General features: G+C 67.4%; 12 protein-coding genes. 2 read left to right on the top strand and 10 right to left on the bottom strand.

All coding sequences use genetic code 11. The annotated features are described in order from the left end of the window. Positions 1-199 precede the first annotated feature (199 nt). Entirely contained in the window at positions 200-655 is a 456-nt protein-coding gene (locus ACYOEI_RS07845; RefSeq protein WP_462848827.1) for an Rrf2 family transcriptional regulator, read from the top strand. Between the two features lie 11 nt (positions 656-666). Here the strand turns inward: ACYOEI_RS07845 and ACYOEI_RS07840 are convergent, their stop codons facing one another. From ACYOEI_RS07840 to modA, 5 genes are all read right to left on the bottom strand, one after another. Further along, entirely contained in the window at positions 667-1,755 is a 1,089-nt protein-coding gene (locus ACYOEI_RS07840; RefSeq protein WP_462848825.1) for an RMD1 family protein, read from the bottom strand. 141 nt (positions 1,756-1,896) lie between these two features. After that, positions 1,897-3,549 (bottom strand): serine/threonine-protein kinase, encoded by a 1,653-nt coding sequence (locus tag ACYOEI_RS07835; RefSeq protein ID WP_462848824.1) that lies wholly within the window; start codon positions 3,547-3,549, stop codon positions 1,897-1,899. Between the two features lie 228 nt (positions 3,550-3,777). After that, positions 3,778-4,878, bottom strand: a complete 1,101-nt coding sequence (locus tag ACYOEI_RS07830) for a molybdenum ABC transporter ATP-binding protein (protein WP_462848823.1) — start codon at positions 4,876-4,878, stop codon at positions 3,778-3,780. Further along, the gene (modB, locus tag ACYOEI_RS07825; protein ID WP_462848822.1) at positions 4,875-5,543 is read right to left on the bottom strand and encodes a molybdate ABC transporter permease subunit; all 669 of its coding nucleotides are present in this window, start codon (positions 5,541-5,543) and stop codon (positions 4,875-4,877) included. Before modB ends, ACYOEI_RS07830 begins: the two co-directional genes overlap by 4 nt. 34 nt (positions 5,544-5,577) lie before the next feature. After that, entirely contained in the window at positions 5,578-6,540 is a 963-nt protein-coding gene (modA, locus tag ACYOEI_RS07820; protein ID WP_462848821.1) for a molybdate ABC transporter substrate-binding protein, read from the bottom strand. A gap of 253 nt (positions 6,541-6,793) precedes the next feature. Here modA and ACYOEI_RS07815 point away from each other — a divergent pair, with 253 nt between their 5' ends. After that, the gene (locus tag ACYOEI_RS07815; RefSeq protein ID WP_462848820.1) at positions 6,794-8,269 is read left to right on the top strand and encodes a hypothetical protein; all 1,476 of its coding nucleotides are present in this window, start codon (positions 6,794-6,796) and stop codon (positions 8,267-8,269) included. 175 nt (positions 8,270-8,444) lie between these two features. Here ACYOEI_RS07815 and ACYOEI_RS07810 read toward each other — a convergent pair whose 3' ends face one another. The 5 genes from ACYOEI_RS07810 to ACYOEI_RS07790 form a co-directional block, all read right to left on the bottom strand. Next, a complete protein-coding gene (locus ACYOEI_RS07810; protein ID WP_462848819.1) occupies positions 8,445-9,236 on the bottom strand; it encodes a DJ-1/PfpI family protein in 792 nt (263 codons plus the stop codon). Positions 9,237-9,362: 126 nt separating this feature from the next. Continuing rightward, positions 9,363-9,974, bottom strand: coding sequence for a TetR/AcrR family transcriptional regulator (locus ACYOEI_RS07805; RefSeq protein WP_462848818.1), 612 nt, complete (start codon positions 9,972-9,974; stop codon positions 9,363-9,365). A 369-nt stretch (positions 9,975-10,343) separates the two neighbouring features. Beyond that, positions 10,344-12,341 carry an alpha/beta hydrolase family protein gene (locus tag ACYOEI_RS07800; protein ID WP_462848817.1) on the bottom strand — a complete coding sequence of 666 codons (1,998 nt, stop codon included), beginning with the start codon at positions 12,339-12,341 and terminating at the stop codon, positions 10,344-10,346. A gap of 241 nt (positions 12,342-12,582) precedes the next feature. After that, positions 12,583-13,851, bottom strand: coding sequence for a hypothetical protein (locus tag ACYOEI_RS07795; RefSeq protein ID WP_462848816.1), 1,269 nt, complete (start codon positions 13,849-13,851; stop codon positions 12,583-12,585). Further along, the gene (locus tag ACYOEI_RS07790; protein ID WP_462848815.1) at positions 13,848-16,568 is read right to left on the bottom strand and encodes a PQQ-dependent sugar dehydrogenase; all 2,721 of its coding nucleotides are present in this window, start codon (positions 16,566-16,568) and stop codon (positions 13,848-13,850) included. The genes ACYOEI_RS07795 and ACYOEI_RS07790 overlap by 4 nt, the downstream gene beginning before the upstream one ends. Positions 16,569-16,776 lie beyond the last annotated feature (208 nt).

The following is a 16,776-nucleotide window of genomic DNA, read 5'->3' as shown; positions in this document are numbered from 1 at the left end:
GGCAAACCCTCCCGGGATGTCGCCGTCTCCTCGCAGAGAAACCCGGCTTTGAAGAAAGAGCCGGGTTTCGGGATCGGCATCATGTGAGGATGCGATCGCAGGGTTGATCGCGGGGTCGTCCCGCCCTACTCTGGGGGCGGGTGGGTCGTGGGTGTATCTTGTCAAGGGTGGTTCCGGCGATCGCCGGCGAGGGGGCTCGTTGAGCACGAAGCTGAGCGTCGGTACTCACATCCTGACCGTGCTCGCCCTCTATGAAGGCCAGTCGCTGACCTCCGAGGAGATCGGCTGCAGCGTGAAAACCAACGCCGTGGTGATCCGGCGGTTCCTCGGGCTTTTCCGCAAGGCCGGCTACGTCGAGTCCAAGAAGGGGGTCGGCGGTGGCTGGATCCTGACCAGCGACCCGGACCAGATCACCCTCCTCGACGTCCTCCGCACGGTCGAGCCCGAGAACGAGCTCTTCGGCCTCCATCGCTGCAAGCCGAACCAGGAATGCCCGGTCGGCCGGAACATCCAGGGCGTCCTGATCGAGATCTACGCCGAGAGCCAGCAAGCGATGGCCTGCCAGCTCGCCCGATCGACCATCGGCGGCATCACCCAACGCCTCAAAGATCGAGGCCTCGCGGACGTCCCCAAGCTCCCCTGGGGCGCGCACTGAACCCGATTGCGTCAGTGCCGGAAGAGGGCCAGGACGATCTCCATGGCGATGAGCACGACCACGATGATCTCGAGGGTCTCCATGCGGGTCCCGCCGGCCTGCTGGACGAGGAGGTCGTAGACGTCGCCGACGGTGTCGAGCTTGCGGCGGATCGACTGCTGCCAGTCTCGGAGGTGGAACCGGGTCGAGGCGAGGTCGAAGATGCGCGAGAGGTACTGGTCGCCGATCAGCTTGAGGGCGTTGTCGGCGCGTTCGAACAGGCTGGTGGCCTCGATCTCGAGCTCGCGGACGTTCCGGAGTGCGTCGTTGTGCGACCGGCCGAAGATCGGCGGGCGGCGATCCTTGCGCTCGGGGCCGATAAGTCGGTAGGCGGCCTCGAGGCGGTCGTCGAGGCGGTCGTCGATGTGGCGGAACTCCAGGAGCTGGACGTTCGCGAACTCGATGACCTGGAGCGTGTCGGCGCATTCGCGGTCGGCGACGAACCCGGCCGCCCAGTCGAGCGTGACGAGGTCATTCGGCGCGTACGAAAGGCTCAGTCGGGTCGCCTCGCGGATCTCGGCGGGGCTCAGCGGCCCCGACTCGAGCCGGACGAGGCCGGCGATCCAGGCGGCCTGGCCCGCGAGCCATTCGGTATAGGCGTCCCCCACCTGGAAGACGATGTACTCCTCGCTGATCTCGCTGAATTCGTACTCGACGACCGCGGGTCGTAGTCGCTCGATCCAGGGGGTCAGGAGCTTCCTCGCGTCCGCATTCACCGAGGCGGGCTCCGCCAGCTCCCCGGCCAACTCGAGCAACTCCCCCGGGGTCATCCGGACCGGAAACTGCACCGCCAGCGAGATGGCGCCGAAGTCGAAGATCGAGAGCTCGGCCCGGGGCGGCTGGACTTTCGCCGATGCGGGCATGCCCGGCAAGCTCATCTCGCCCGCGTCGAGCGCAAGCCGCAACGGCGCGGGGCGATAGCGGATCGACTCGGGCGTCCGGCGTCGACGGGGTAGTCGGCCCGATTCGCCCGGCAACAACGTCCCCGCTCGTTCGAGGTCGATCTCGTAGCCGATGTCGAAGGCAAATGCCAGGTGGATCGTCGCGTCGATCGCGTCCATGAACTTGTAAGGTGGGCATCGCCCACCGATTCCTTGATTGAAAGAGGGAATGTGCGTTATGGGTATGATGGTCGTCTTGGTCGTGTTGGGCCATGCCCACCCCACAAAATGAACTGATGCGGCATGTGCATTGCGTGGCCTTCAGGCGGAGTATTCGGCCGTCGGCAGGAGGGGGTGGAGGGATCCCGGCGGGGCGGCCTTGAGGGTGCTCCACCAGTGGGCGGCCTGCCTTCGCGACCACTTGCCGGCGGACTCGCACGAGCTGAGGGCCTGTTCGAGCGAGGCGGCGTCGGGGTAGCGTTCGGCGGGCTCCTTGGCCAGACAGCGGAGGATGACGCGCTCGAGATCCTCGGGTGCGTCTTGACGGAAGACGGAAGGGGGGATCACCGCGTCTCGCGTGTGGGCGATCATCACGCCCAGAGCATTCGCGCCGTCGAAGGGGGGGCGTCCGGTCAGTAGGTAGTACGCCACGGCGCCGAGCGAGTAAATATCGCTGCGGCGATCGGGCCGATGGTTCCCCGTGGCCTGCTCGGGCGACATGTAGAGCGGCGAGCCGGTGACCGTCCGCTCTTGGGAAAGCTCGATCGGCGAGGTCTCCGAGGCCGACAGCACGAGGCCGAAGTCGAGGAGCTTGGTCACGTCGTCGTGCCCCCCGCGCTGGGCGGCGAAGATGTTGGCCGGCTTGATGTCGCGGTGGATCAACCCGGCCCCGTGCGCCTCCTCGAGCGCCTGGCACGCCTGGGTCAGCAGGTGGATGATGCGCTCGGGGGGCATCGAGCCGTACCGCTCGACGATGTCGGCCAGGCTCAGGCCGGGCAGGTACTCCATGACGTAGAAGAAGGTCCCGTCTTCGGTCCGACCGTAGTCGAAGATCTCGACCGTGTTCCAGTGCGACAGCAGCGCGGTGGCCCGGACTTCGCGTTCGAAACGGACCAGCGCCTGGGGGTCGGCGGCCCGTCCGGGGCGGATCAGCTTGATGGCGCAGGGGCGTTTCATGAGCTGGTGCTCGGCGAGGTAGACCTCGCCCATCCCCCCTGCCCCGAGCATCTCGCCGAGCCGGTACTGGCCGAGCTGGCGGGCCTCGAAGACCTCGGTCCGCAGGGTGTTGATCAGGTGCGTGCCGAAGATCGAGGTCCCCGCGCCGAGGAGCAGCATCAGGAAGTCGTCGCTGACCTGCTCGAAGCTGGAGAGTTGGAACAGCGACGGCCGCTTCACCTCCGGATGGGTGACGCCGAGGACCGCGACCACGAGCGGGGGCGTCAGCGCCATCGGCACGACGACCGTCGCGGCCCGCCGCCAGGAATTTGGAATGAAAATTCCATAAAGAGCCATGAGTGCAAAAATGTCGATGACGCTGTTCTTGATCCCGGCCACCGCGCCGGCCATGTTGTTGTCCCAGTCGCGGGTCAGCAGCATCCGATATTGGGCGGCCGCGAAGAAGATCGTCGTCAGCCCGAAGACGAGGAGCTCGATCGCCCGCAGCCGTCGGAGCGACAGGGAGTGGCGGCCCGACAAGGGGACGAGGCTCGACGCGAGCAGCAGGAGGAGCACGGCATGGTAGGCCAGCATCGCGAGGCTGCGGTCGGGCAGGAACAGGTCGCGGAAGAAGAACAGGGAGAGCCCGATGAGGAGCATCAGCGTCGCCCCCCACAGCCGCTTTTTCAGCAACGCCTGGGTCTCGGTCGAGAGCCTGGGGGTGCTGCCGTCGAGGACCGCCGGCTTCGGCGTGAAGCTGTCCTCCGCCGGTGGGGAGTTCGGCGAGGTGTAGTCGGCGGTGACCTCGAGTCCGGACATGAGAACGCGGGTCCTTTCGGGATAGGGGCACGCGGAAAACCGAAGTATCCTCGGAGGCTTGGCTTCACGCAAGACGCGCCGCTTTTGGGCGGAGGATCAGGTTATTGGACTTTTAGCCACGGATGAAACACGGATAATGAATTTAACAGTTAATTAACCTTGTAAATCATTAAAGTTATTCGTGTTTCATTCGTGTTCAATCTGTGGCTAAAATTGGGTCGAATTTGATCATGGTCCCGATCGCTCCAGGATGTGGCAGCTCCGGGCCTTGATGATGAGATAGACCAGATCATCCGGGGCCAACGCGAGCTCGGCCAGGGCTGGGGTCACGACGCTGACGATCCAGGTGACGGAGCCGGTTCGGACCAGGACCTCGGCCTCGGCGCCGTGCGACACGACCCGGTCGACCGTCGCGGGGATCAGGTTCCGCGCGCTCAGCCCAGCGATCGGCCCGCGTGCCAGGAGGATGTCATCGGCATTAACCTCGACCGCGAGCCGTGTGCCGATGGGCCGATCGAGACGAGGGATGATGAGGGGCGGCCCGTCGACGAGGCGAAGCCGAGTCTCTCCTTCGTCGTGGCCCTCGACCGTCGCGGAGACGATGTTGCGGACCCCATCGAGTCGCGTGACTCGGCCGGCTTTGGGGGATGCGAGGACGTCGAGAGGAGGCCCGCGGTCGACGACCTTCCCTTGCGAGAGGAGGAACAGGCATGTCCCGAGCGCGATCGCCTCGGCGGGGCTGTGGGTGACGTAGAGGACGGGGATCGACTCGGCCCGGCGGACGTCCCGCAGGCGTTCGATCAACGTGTGCCGACTCGCCAGGTCGAGCGCCGAGACCGGCTCGTCGCAGAGCAGGAGCCGAGGGCGAGGGGCCAGGGCCCTCGCCAGGCCGACGCGTTGCCGCTCGCCCCCGGAGAGGGTCGAGGGTCGACGCCCCAGGAGGGCCTGGACTCCGCAGAGCGTCGCGACCTCCTCCACGCGAGAAGCCACCTCGGCCCGAGGCCACCCCTTCAGGCCGAACCGGATATTGGCCGCGACGTCGAGGTGCGGGAAGAGGAGGTCGTCCTGAAAGATCATCCCGACCTGCCGACGGCGGAGCGGCCGGTCGACCCTGGTCGCGGAGTCGAAGAGGAGTTCGCCGTCGAGTCGGACGTGCCCCGAGTCGGGACGCTCGAGGCCGGCGATCAGCCGGAGCAACGTGGTCTTGCCCGCCCCCGACGGCCCGAAGACCACGCCGCATTCGCGGCCCAAGGTCAGGGCGAGGTCGAGCGAGAGGCCGGGGTGGATCCGGTGGGAGAGCCGGAGGTCGAGGGCGTCGGGCTCGTTCAACGTCGGTGCCCTCGCGTGGGGAGGGTCCGCTGGACGATCCACAGGGCCGCGATCGAGATCAACGAAACGCAGAGGGTCAGGCGGGCGGATCGGGCCGAGTCGTTGACCTGGACGGCGTCGTAGATCGCCAACGAGGCCGTCTGCGTCAGGCCGGGGATGTCGCCGGCCACCATGAGCGTCGCGCCGAAGTCGCCGAGGGCTCGGGCGAAGGCGAGGACGGCCCCGGCCGCGAGCCCTCGCCAGGCCAGCGGGATCGTCACCGCGAGGAAGACCGAGAGCTCGCCCCGGCCCAGCAGCCGGGCAGCGTCTTCGAGGGCGGGGTCCACCTCCTCGAAGGCCCCCCTCGCCGGCATGAGGAAGAGCGGGAACGCCGCGACCGCCGACGCCAACACCGCCCCCGACCAGTGGAAGACGATCGTGACCCCCCACGTCCGCTCGAGCCACTCCCCGAGCCAGGCCCGCCGGCTCAGGAGCTGCAGCAGGTAATAGCCCAGGACGGTCGGGGGCAGGACCAGGGGGAGGACCAGGATCCCCGAGAGCAGGCCCTTGCCGGGGAACCGGGCCCGGGCCAGGAAGAGCGCGAGCGGGACCCCGAGCCCGACGATGGCGAGCGTCGCCAGCGTCGCGACCCGGAGCGAGAGCCAGAGCGGAGCGAAGTCGGGCATGGACCCTTGGGTCTCGGGGCGTCAGCCGTTCGGGTCAGCGGCTCGGGGCTGGGGTGGGAGCCGGGGCGTCGCCGGCCGCCGTCGGGTCGACTCGCGAAAACCCCGCCTTGACCAGCATCGTCTGCCCGGTCTCGCCGAGGATGAACCGGGTGAAAGCTTCGGCCGCCTCGGGCTTCCCGGTCTTCTCGACGATGCCCAGGGCCTGGATAATCGGCTGATAGAGACCGGCGTCGACCTCGACGATCCCCACCGCGGCCACCCTCGCGCTAGCGAGCCCGACGAAGCCGGCCTCGGCGTTCCCCGACTCGACGAACTGGAGCGCCTGGCGGACCGACTCGGCCTGCACGATCTTCGGCTCGACGCCGGCCCAGAGCCCGGCCTTCTCCAAGGCCTGCTTACCGGCCGTCCCATAAGGGGCCGTCGCCGGGTTTGCGAGCGCGATCTTCTTCAACTCGGGGAGCGCGAGATCGGCGAGGGTCTTGACCTTCCCGCCAAGATCTTTCTGGATCGCCAGCACGAGCGAGCCTTGCGCATAGTCGGCGACCGACGACCCCCGGACGAACTGACCCGCCGCCAGATCCTGGACGAACGCACGGTTGGCCGCGAGGAAGACGTCGAACGGGGCCCCGGCCTTGATCTGCTGGGTCAACTGGCCCGAGGCGCCGAAGGTCAGGGTGACCTCGACCTTGCTCTCGGCCGTGAACTTCTTGGCGATTTCGGGGAGTACGTTCCGGAGGTCGCTCGCGGCGGCGACCCGCAGCGGGGTCGAGTCCGCCGGTGTCGCCTTGGTCGGTGTTGGCTCGGGGGGCGTGGCGGCCGTCGGCGCCGGGGTTTCGCTCGGCTTCGGTTCCGCCCCCGAGCCGCAGCCGAGGGCCAGCAGGGCGCCGGAGCCGGCCAGGGACAAGAATCGACCGAGCCAGGCCCGGCGAGTTCCGGTCCGGCCCGGGGCTTGCGGAGTGTACGACACGAGGGTGTCGGGGGGGACGGGCTGGCTCATTCTAGAATACGCGGCGGGATGCAGGACGCCGCACCTCCTCCGGTTTGTAGGCGTGGTTTGCCCCGCCGGCCCAAAGCCCGTGGGTTCGTACGTCGTGGGCATTCTCCGGCTCGGGTGTCGTGCCATGGTAGGGCCGGGGGCCGTCTTGCGTCAATCGACCGTGATTGCGGTGAAGGCGACGGATCGGGTAAGACGATGAATGGCGAGAGGGTTGTCCGACGTCGCGTGGCCACGGAGGGGAATCGAAGGAACGATGAAGATCGAACAGTTCTTGAACCACCATGGGATCGTCGGCAATCCGTTCAGCGAAGAAGACGCCCAGACTGATCACGTCTTCAAACGCCAATGCATGGCCACGATCCACCACCCGGCCTGGGACAAGTTCTTCGGGAGTCCCGCCGACCCGTCGACGGCCCTGGTCTTCGGGGAGAAGGGGAGCGGCAAGACCGCGCTCCGGCTCCAGGCGACCTCGGAGCTCGAGAAGTACAACCGCGAGCATCCCCACGAGCGGGTCTTCGTCATCTCCTATGACGACTTCAACCCGTACCTCGACCACTTCCGGGATGCCATCCGCGCCAAGGACACCGCCCAGGCGTTGACGCGTTGGCGACTCCAGGACCACATGGACGCCATCCTGGCCCAGGGGGTGACCCAACTCGTCGACTCGCTGTCGACGGAGCGGGTCGACCTCTCGTCCCTGACGGTCGACCAGCGTCGCGACCTGCTCCTGCTGGCCGCGCTCTACGACCAGTCGACCGGCGAGCCGATCGAGCGGCGCTGGAGCCGCTTGCGGAGGCGGTCGGGCTTCCGCCCACTCTGGAGCCGCCGCGACCTCCAGATCGGCTTCGGCACGACGATCGTCGTCATCGCCCTGCTCGCGGCCTTCCCCAGCCTCCTGAAGAACTGGAGCGTGCTGCCCTACCTCATCCTGCCGATCCTCCTCGGTTGGCTCTACTGGGGCTGGCGGCTCGCCCGCGCCGAGTGGTTCGCGAAGGATATTCGCAAAGGTTTGCGCGTCCTCAGCCGCGACCCCGCCGCCTTGCGTTGGGAGCTACTCTGGTTCAAGCCGAGCGAGCTGGGGGGGCAGCCCTTGCCGACCCTGGGCAAGACCGGGGGTGAGGAACGCTACGAGCTGCTCCGCAAGTTCCAGGGGGTCCTCAAGCCGTTGGGCTATGCGGGGATCATCGTCCTGATCGATCGGGTGGACGAGCCCCAACAGGTCGAGGGCGACCCGCGTAAGATGCGGGCGCTCATCTGGCCGCTCCTGGAGCACAAGTTCCTCCGACATCCCGGCATCGGAGTGAAGCTCCTCCTCCCGATCGAGCTGGCCTACTACCTCGAGAAGGAAGACAAGGAGTTCTACGACCGCGCCCGCCCCGACAAGCTGAACATGATCAAGCCGCTGCGCTGGACGGGGCCGTCCCTCTACGACCTGGCCGGCGACCGCCTCCGCGCCTGCTCGACCGCCGCGGCGACCCAGGGCGAAGGGCCCAGGCTCCGCGCCCTCATCGACGAGGCGATCGGCGACGACAGCCTGAAGGACTCGCTGGGCAACCTCCGCACCCCTCGCCAGCTCTTCAAGTTCCTCCACCGCCTGATCGAGGAGCACTGCCACCGACACACCGAGGACGCCCCTCGCTGGTCCGTCGACGCGGACACCTTCCGCACGACCTACACCGCCTACGTCCGCGACCTCGACGCCTTCGACCGGGGCTACGGCCACGGCTGATCGCTCGGCCGGAAATCTCCCCACCGACCATCGACACAACGCCCCGATGCGCGCACCGCGAGCGCCGGGGCGTTTCGCCTTCGTAAAGACGAACACGTCGATGTCGAGGCCCGAGAGCGGGACCTCGCAACAACCCCCGATCGCGGGATCATCGGGAGTTGATCAAATCAGGCTGTTACTTCGGCATCGCTCGGCCGGCCTTCTCGGAGGCGTCGCGCATCACGGTGCCGAACGGACCCATCCAATCGAGCACCTTCCTGGTGACGTCGGGCCCAGCCTCGGCGGGGGTGCCGGCACGGAAGGGAGGTTCGGGGTCGTACTCCAGCGCGAGCTGGGTCATCTTGGCGAGGTCTTCGCCGAGCAAGGTGGTGAGGAGGACCAGGCCGAAGTCGATCCCCGCCGTCACCCCGCCGCCGCTGATCCGGTTGCGGTCGACCACGACGCGGGCCTCGACCGGCGTCGCGCCGAAGAGGGGTAGGAGGTTGCGGCAAGCCCAGTGGCTCGTCGCCTTGTAGCCCCGGAGAAGCCCCGCGGCGCCGAGCATGAGCGAGCCCGAGCAGACCGACGTGACGTACTTCGCCCGAGCTCCTCGGTCGGCCAGGAACCGGACGGTCTCGGGGTCGTTCATGATCGCGAACTGCCCGGGCCCGCCGCCGACGAAGAGGGCGTCGAGGTCCTTGGGGCAGTCGGCGAACGTCGCGGTCGGGCGCAGGACGATCCCCGTGTCGGACTCGATCAGGTCCCGGGTCTTCCAGACGAGGTGGACGTTGGCCGAGGTGGCGAGTGCGGTCTGCGGGCCGAGCAGGTCCATCAACGTGAGACCGGGATAGAGCAGCATTCCGATCTCCGGCTTTCTCCCGTCGTGCATCGGCCGGAAGCGTGCCGGCGGGCCCTCGGCCGCGTTCGCCGCGACCGCCGGGACGGCCAATGCCGAAGCGATCAGTCCACTGAATTCTCTTCGATTCATGTCAACATCCTCAGGTCTGAGAGGAAACCTCCCGGGCGGCCCCCGCGCGCAGCGGGGCACGCCGCCCCATCGGGCGTCTCGCCGAACGCTCGGCGTCTCGACGCGATGTTCCTCGCTCCCTCGTCCCTACGACCTCGGCGCGTGGCCGGCCCGGGCCCGCTCGACCAGGGCCTGGAAGGCCGTCCGGGCGCGGGCGTCGGAGTCGTCGTGTCGGAGGAAGCGTTGCGATACGTGGTGGCTCAGGTAGATCCCGCAGAGCTCCCAGATGAATTGTTCGACGTCGAGGTCGGCGCGGAGCTCCCCGAGCTCGATGGCCTTCTCGACGAGCTGCCGCAAGAGGCCACGCCACTCGGCCTCCATCGCGACGACGTGGTCTCGCACCGGGCTGTCCACGTCGTCCAGCTCGAACATCGCCGCCGCCACCGGACACCCCCCCGGCAGCCCCGCCCGAGGCGCCCACCCGAACCAGTGCCGGACCAGGGCCTCCAGCCTCGGCAGCCCCTCCGGGAATGCCATCGCGGGCGCGACCACCAGCGCCGAGGCGAACTGCCCCATGTGGTCGAGCAAGCCGATCTGGACCTCGTCCTTCGACCGGAAGTGGGCGAACACACCGCTCTTCGACATCCCCACCCGCTCGGCCAACTGCCCGATCGTCACCCCCGCCAGCCCCTCCTGGCTCAACAGGGCCAGCCCTTGCCGCAACAACCGCTCACGCGTCTCATGCAGTTTCTTCCCCATGGATGAAAAATAGCACGACCGGTCGTTGGATGTCAAGTTGTTTTAGCACGACCGGTCGGTTTTGGTGGCCGCTCTTCTCTCACGGAGGAATGAGGGCGATGCGGTCACACCGTACGCGGCCGAGGGCTGATGACTTGTCTTGTGTGAACGGTAAATTTTGAGTCCTGTTCACAGTCTCATTCGTATGAGAAGGATCCTCCGGTGGCGGGGCACTCCCTTCCCCGCGGCTTTCGTCCTGTCTCGCGCGGCATGCTCCCCCCGGTAGGCGGGGCAAGAGTGCCCCGCCTACCGGCGGGGATCCGTGCGGTCTTGTGCGACTGATGATGACGAAAGCAGCTATGACACACACGGAATCAAGGCTTGAGGGCACTAGCCGCGAAGCCAGTCGGTGAGCACGCGAGGGTCGGCGCTGAATTTCTTGTCGACGACCGTTGCCGAGGGGGCGAGGGAGGCCGGTTTGCCGACACCTGTGGCGATGAGGACGCGACGGGGGGCGATCCGGGCCAGGACGTCGGGGATGTCGCCGAAGTCGCGGAGCATTCCGGGGAGGATGCTGGCGGCGTTGGTCGCGAGCCCTTCGGGGGAGAAGAGCGGGAGATAGCTCAGGAGCATCTCCTCGGTGGCGACTCCGACGATGCTCGGCTCGACGGCTGCGGCGAAGCAGGCGACGAGGGCGGCGTCGCGACGGCCGCAGAGGATGACCTGGCGCGGGGGACGGCGGTCCCGTGCCGCGACGTCACGCACGGCCGCGAGGACGTCCGAGACGCGGAGGCCCAGGAGCGATTGGCCGACGAGGAAGGCGTTGTAAGCGAGGTTCTCCTCGACGCCCGAGAGTGGGTCGGCGTAGTCGTTGCCTCGCTTGAACTTGAGGTCGAGGTGGCGGGAGCCTGCGCCTCTCGGGTCGACCACGGCGACCGCATGGCCCGACTGCTCAAGTGTGCGGAGGACGGCCCGCTGCTCTCGCCAGTCGGACGTCTCATTCCCGTTGATGCACAGGACCAAGGGGGCCCCGTCGCCTGACCCCGCCGAGAGTTCCTCAACCTTGGGATTCGCCTCGCCCGGGTTGACGCCGAGGACCTCGCGGAGCTCCCTTCGCGTCGACGCGGATTGGCCGCGGAACTCCTCGAGGGCGAGGGGAAGGAGTGGCCGGGAGTGGAACGTGACCGCGGCCTGGCCCTCGGCGCAGACGAGGAGGTCCTTGGCCGCCCTAGGTGTTACGGGGATCTCCTTCTCGGGACCAGGGTTGTCGCGGCCGGCCAGCCAGTGGCCGAACCAGCCGTAGACCGACTCGCGGAGCGGGAGCGTCATCCCGTGTGGCTCGGCTGCCTCCGCCATGGCCACGCGCTCGCCTACGCCTGCGGCCTCGTACAACCGCTTCGCCTCGGCGAATGTCTCACGAGCCCCCTCGATCGGGAAGAAGTCGAGCTGGGCGGAACCGATGAGTGTCGGTCTCGGGGCGCACAGCGCGAGCAGGCCGGCGTGGTCGATCCCTTCGCCGACGAAGCCGAAGATGTCTTGCTCGGGGTCTGCCGACGGATCCTCCTGCGTCCGGTTGGCCATCCGACGCGGGAGGGTTGTGATATAGCAGCCGATGGCCGCCGCCGCCACGCGAGAGTCGAGCGCGGTGATGTAGGCGGTGAGGGTCCCACCCCCCGAGTTACCCACGCATCCGATCTTCGAGGCGTCGACCTCCGGCAGCGAGGCCAGGTAGTCAATCGCTCGCATCCCGTCCCGGATCCGGTATCGCGCGAGGTTGCTGCCGAGGAGATACAGGGCGTTGCCGATTACCGCGTGCTCGCCGCAACCGAGGTTGAAGCGCGTACGTTGGGCCTCGGCGTCCCAGAACTGGCTCCGCTCCCCCTGCCCCACGGGGTCGTAAGTCAGGACGACGAACCCCCGTTTCGCCAGGTTGATGTGCAGGATCTGATACGGGTCGGCCGCCTTCCCGACCCCGGAATGTCCGCAAGGACTGATTACCGCCGGCGCCTTTCCTTTCAGTCCTTCGGGGCGATAGAGCAACGCCGGGACGAAGTATCCGGGGACGCTCTCGAACGCGAACTTCTCGATGGAGTATCCGTCACCGCGGATCTGTCCCGTCTTCGAAGTCGGCGGGATATCCCTCTCCGCCTCGGGCAAGCCGCCGAGGAGTCGCAGGAAGCTCTCCCGGAGCGAACGCTGGAGGGCCTCCAACTCGGCCTTCGTCCGAACGGCGGCGAACTTCGCCCGCCGCGCCCTCTCCTGTCGCGCGGCGAGGTCAAGGATCTGACGATGGACGTCGACCGTGCCCCCCTCCTTTCCGAAGGCCAGGCCTGCCGACGCCGCCAGCCCGCACGCGAGAAAACCCCGACGAGACAGACCTGCCATCATCACACCTCCGGCCTCGTTCCCAAGGGGAGCCAAGAGTTGTCCGCGCGTCGATTCTACCTTCGCGATTTCGAGTCGCCAGACCGCGGTTCGAGAGTCGACCCTTTCGAATGCGGGGCAAGAGTGTCCCGCCTACCGGCTGTTTGCGGGGCGCGTGTGAGCAGGCGGGGCACTCTTGCCCCGCGAGAGAGACCGAGGAGCGACGCGTCATGAAGTCCTAAAACAACAACGGCAAATCGCCTCTCTATTGTTCGCTCCAGGGTCGGCCCGGGGGGGGCGGCGGGGGATCTTGCCAGCGCCAGGTGGGTTGATAACGGACGTCGAGATAGGGGGTCTCGATCCGGACGCCGTCGCGGACGTGGGACTGGAGCAAGGCGTCGAGCACGCCGCTGGTCAGGAGGGTCCGCTCGACGGGCCAGGTGGGCTTGCCGGAGAGCATCATGGACTCGATGCCCTTCAGGAGCAGGCTGAAGTGGGCGCCTGGGCGGGCTTCCTGGGTCCAGAACTGGGTGGACTCGACCGGGCGGCCGTCCTCGTAGCTCCAGGCGGCCGTCCAGACGCCGATGGCCGGGTTCAGCTCGACGAGGGACGCCTTGAGGCCGTCGCGGTATTCGATGGTCATCAGTTTCGGATCGGCGACCGCCTTGCGGTCGAGCGGCTCTCCCTTCTCGTATCCGGGCACGCGCTTGAGGGCGGCCGCAAACAGGGCGGGGTCGAGCGCCCCCGAGTCGATCGCCTTCCATGCGGCGTCGCCGTGGAGACAACGCACCGCGACGACACCGGTCTCGCCCCCCCGGCGCTGCTCGGCGAGGGCCTGCACGGCCTCGAGGCCGTGGAAGCCGTAGGCGTCGGTCGAGCCGTAGGTGAACCCGACGATCTCCTTGAGCGTCGCGCCCCTCGCCACGTCGGCGGCCGGGTGTCGCCAGGTGCCCGACACGGAGGAGCCCGCCATGAGGGGGATCTTCAACTCTCGGGCCGAGTCGTAGATGAACTTGGCGTCGGCCCAGTTGTCGGCCAGGTGCTTGTCGATGAAGACCGGGACGACGCGGCCGCTCTTGCGGAACACATCGACGGTGGCCTCCCAGAATCGTCGCTTGGGGTACTGGTGGTTGCCCGAAGGCGAGAACGGGTAGTCGCCGTGTTCGGCAATCAGGAGGACCCCTTCGACGGCGAGCTTGCCCGTGCCCAGGGTGAGGGTGTCGGCGATGTTGTCCTCGACCGGGAAGCGCTGCGAAGCGGCCAGGAGCCGGCTGATGTCGTTCGGAGGCTTCTGGTCGGTGTAGAGCGAGGCGAGCTTCAGCAAAGACTCGGGCCCCTTGCCGTCGAGCGTGTCGGTCAGGAGGAGCCGGCTCGTGATGATGTCGGCATGCGAGTTGTGACGGTACTCGGTCACGACCGAGGCGACGCGCCGGGTCGGCATCTCGGCGCCTATACCGGTCGTCCCCGCCGCGAGGGCGAGGAGGACCGGGAACGACCGCGGGATCGGGCACGCGGATGGGGACATCGCTTTCATCGGGCCTCCGGTTTCTTGGGCTGGGGATCGCTGAGGAGATAGGCCAGGAGGTCGAGCACCTGGTCCTTCTCGAGGACGTTGACGATCCCGAGCGGCATATTCGACAGGTTCGACTTCTTGCGTCCGGCGACATCCGACTTCGCGAGTGTCACGACCTCGGCCGCCGAAGGGGGACGGATCACGACGACCCGGTCGTCCTCACGCTCGACCCGGCCCGAGACGACGGTGCCGTCCTGGATTTCGATCAAGGTATCGGCATATTCGTCGGCGATGACCTTCGACGGCAGGAGGATCGACTCCAGGAGCGCGTTCGGCTTGAGCCGGCGTGCGACCCCCGCGAGGTCGGGGCCGACGCTCCCCCCCTCCCCTTCGACGCGGTGGCACTGGATGCAGCCGACGCTCCGGAAGACCTTCCGGCCCGAGTCGATGGATCGTCCCGCCTTGAGCCCGTCGAGCGACGGGGTCAGGTCGTCCATCGTCCACGCGCGGACGAAGGCGTGCTCCGGCTTGAGCGTGGCGATCCACGCGCGGAAGAGGGCCACGGTCCCTTCGTCGACCCGGTTCGAGACGAGCGGGGGCATTTGCCCTCGTCCTCGGTGTGACAGGCGATACAGCATCACTGAGCGGTCGGGTTCGCCTGGGGCGATGAGCATGGCGTCGGTGATGCCGAAAGTGTCGTGCAGCGGCCGGGCACCGAAGAGGTTCATCTTGTCTTTCGCGGTCGCCAGCGCCAGTTGCATCTGGGCGTTCCCGCCCCCCGCCTCGATGTGGCAGACCGCACAGTTGACCTGGAGGTAAGTCCGGGCGCGTTGCTCGAGGTCTTTCGATGCGTCCGACGGGCTGACGAACGCCTCGAGGTCCTTCGGGGGTTTCGACAGGGCGGCCGAGAACAGGCCGATATGATCGATCGCCCGAAGCTGGTTGTCGCGCAGGCCCGCGCGGTACTCGTGCTCGCGGTTCAACTGCGCACCCGTCGCCCCGAGCACGAAGCCACCGGCCCGGGAGTGGCAGGCCATGCACTCGGCTCGGCTGGGGAGGCGATATTTCTGGCGAATCGGGGCTCCGGATGCGTCGCGACCGTTGGTCGCGAGCTCGATGTCCTCGCCTCCTTTCGCCACGAGGGTCGCGTCGGTTTGGTTGGCGTTCCAGCGGTAGGTGTAGCCGATCCATTCCGCCTGCTGGAGGAGGAGGACGCGGGTTTCGACGCGTGACCGCGAGGCCGCGTTACCCGGTGTCCGTTCGACCGAGAGCGTCTGCACGAGCGCCGTGCCTTCGGGGAACGTGAAGGCGCTCGAGGCGTTGAACCCGACCTTCGCGTCGCCGGGGATCGCCATGAACCGCTCGGCGACCAACCCATCGACCCACCCCGGCGCGTTGACCGAGTAAGGGATCAGGGGCCGCTCGACGCGATGGTCCTTGGTGGAGGAGAAGAGGCCCGTCCGGCTCAGCAGGGTCGGGAATGGGGGAGCGGGCTTGTCCTTCGGCCTCGGGATCATCTGGTAGATCGCGCCGGCGTTGTCGACGATGAGGATCTCGCCACGCTGGTCGACCCGAAAGGCCGCGATCAAGATCGACGTATCGGCGACCTCGCGATGCCAGAGGACCTTCCGGCCGTCGTGTTTCATGCCCCAGATCCGGCCGCTCGAGTAGTCGCCGTAGAGGTAGGCGCCGTCGAGGTCGGGATACTTGCTCCCTCGGTAGACCACGCCCCCGGTCAGTGAGCGGAAGTCGGCGTGAGAGTGCTCGATCGTCGGTGGGGTGTGGGGCGTCGGCCCTCGCTTGCGCTCGAGGTAGAACGGGTGGCTCCCCTCGAAGACGCTCCAGCCGTAGTTGTCACCGCGACGGATCAGGTAGGCGGTCTCCCAGAGGTCCTGGCCGTTGTTCCCGACCCAGATGTTCCCGTTCTTGGGGTCGGTACACATCCGCCAGGGGTTGCGCAGGCCGTAGGCCCAGATTTCAGGGAACGCCCCCGGCGTCTTGAGGAACGGGTTGTCGGGCGGGATGGAATAGGGCTTCGACCCTTCGCGACGGTCCACGTTGATACGGAGTACCGATCCGAGCAGGTCGTCGAGCGTCTGGCCCGAGACCCAGGTGTCGGAGTCGCTCGTGCCGTCGCCGGCGGTGATGTAGAGCATCCCGTCGAGACCGAAGGTCAGGCCGCCGCCGTCGTGCCCGGCCGACTTCCACTCGAGCACAACGAGCTCGGACTTCGGGTCGATCTTCCACGGCTTCTGCCGTCCCACGGTATAACGGCTGACGCGGTTCTTGCGGTCCTCCTTGTCCTTGGGACCGTTGCTGAACATGTAAACGTAGCCGTTCTCGGCGTACTTCGGGTGGAAGCAGACGGTGTAGACCAGCCGGTTCGGGACGTCGAGCAGCACCTCCGAGTCGCCCGAGCTCGGGTCGTCCTTGATCCGGACGATCTGGTAGCCCTTGTCGGCATCCGCCCCCACCTGGATCACCCAGAGCCGATCCGTCCCCGGCTCGTCCACCACGTCGATGGGTGCTTTCCATGTCTGCTTCGTGAACGTCTTCTCCACCGTATACGGCAACGGCGGCTCCGGCGAACCGGCCAGCCGGCTCCCATCCCACGGGACCCTCGCTTCGAGCCCGAACGGCGGCTCCGCCCCCCTCGCGACCTCCCCAGACAACCCCGCGAACAGCGTCGACGCGATCAAAGCCCGGATCGCGAGGGTGGAGATCGGCCTGGGTCTCATGATTCGGCCTCATCATTCCTTGGGAGGGGGATGGTCACTTCCCAAACGCTCGGTTCGTGCGCGCCGACACCGGATCCTGGCCTACCCTTCGTTTACCCGAGGGACCAGCCGAATCGTTTCGTCAGTGATCGGATCACCACGTTCAAGAAAGTCTCATCGCTCGTTTCGGCCCGGGCGGTGGTCGAGCAAGGCGGGTTTGGGATCTTCA

The sequence above is a fragment of the Singulisphaera rosea genome (assembly GCF_054877945.1).
This window is presented reverse-complemented; position numbering and strand designations above follow the sequence as displayed.

Excerpts from the sequence above, each read along its gene's own strand:
- ACYOEI_RS07805 (WP_462848818.1), bottom strand. The coding sequence starts at position 9,974 with ATGGGGAAGAAACTGCATGAGACGCGTGAGCGGTTGTTGCGGCAAGGG.
- ACYOEI_RS07835 (WP_462848824.1), bottom strand. The coding sequence starts at position 3,549 with ATGTCCGGACTCGAGGTCACCGCCGACTACACCTCGCCGAACTCCCCA.
- ACYOEI_RS07795 (WP_462848816.1), bottom strand. The coding sequence starts at position 13,851 with ATGAAAGCGATGTCCCCATCCGCGTGCCCGATCCCGCGGTCGTTCCCG.
- ACYOEI_RS07810 (WP_462848819.1), bottom strand. The coding sequence starts at position 9,236 with ATGAATCGAAGAGAATTCAGTGGACTGATCGCTTCGGCATTGGCCGTC.
- ACYOEI_RS07790 (WP_462848815.1), bottom strand. The coding sequence starts at position 16,568 with ATGAGACCCAGGCCGATCTCCACCCTCGCGATCCGGGCTTTGATCGCG.
- modB (WP_462848822.1), bottom strand. The coding sequence starts at position 5,543 with ATGCCCGACTTCGCTCCGCTCTGGCTCTCGCTCCGGGTCGCGACGCTG.
- modA (WP_462848821.1), bottom strand. The coding sequence starts at position 6,540 with ATGAGCCAGCCCGTCCCCCCCGACACCCTCGTGTCGTACACTCCGCAA.
- ACYOEI_RS07840 (WP_462848825.1), bottom strand. The coding sequence starts at position 1,755 with ATGGACGCGATCGACGCGACGATCCACCTGGCATTTGCCTTCGACATC.
- ACYOEI_RS07800 (WP_462848817.1), bottom strand. The coding sequence starts at position 12,341 with ATGATGGCAGGTCTGTCTCGTCGGGGTTTTCTCGCGTGCGGGCTGGCG.
- ACYOEI_RS07815 (WP_462848820.1), top strand. The coding sequence starts at position 6,794 with ATGAAGATCGAACAGTTCTTGAACCACCATGGGATCGTCGGCAATCCG.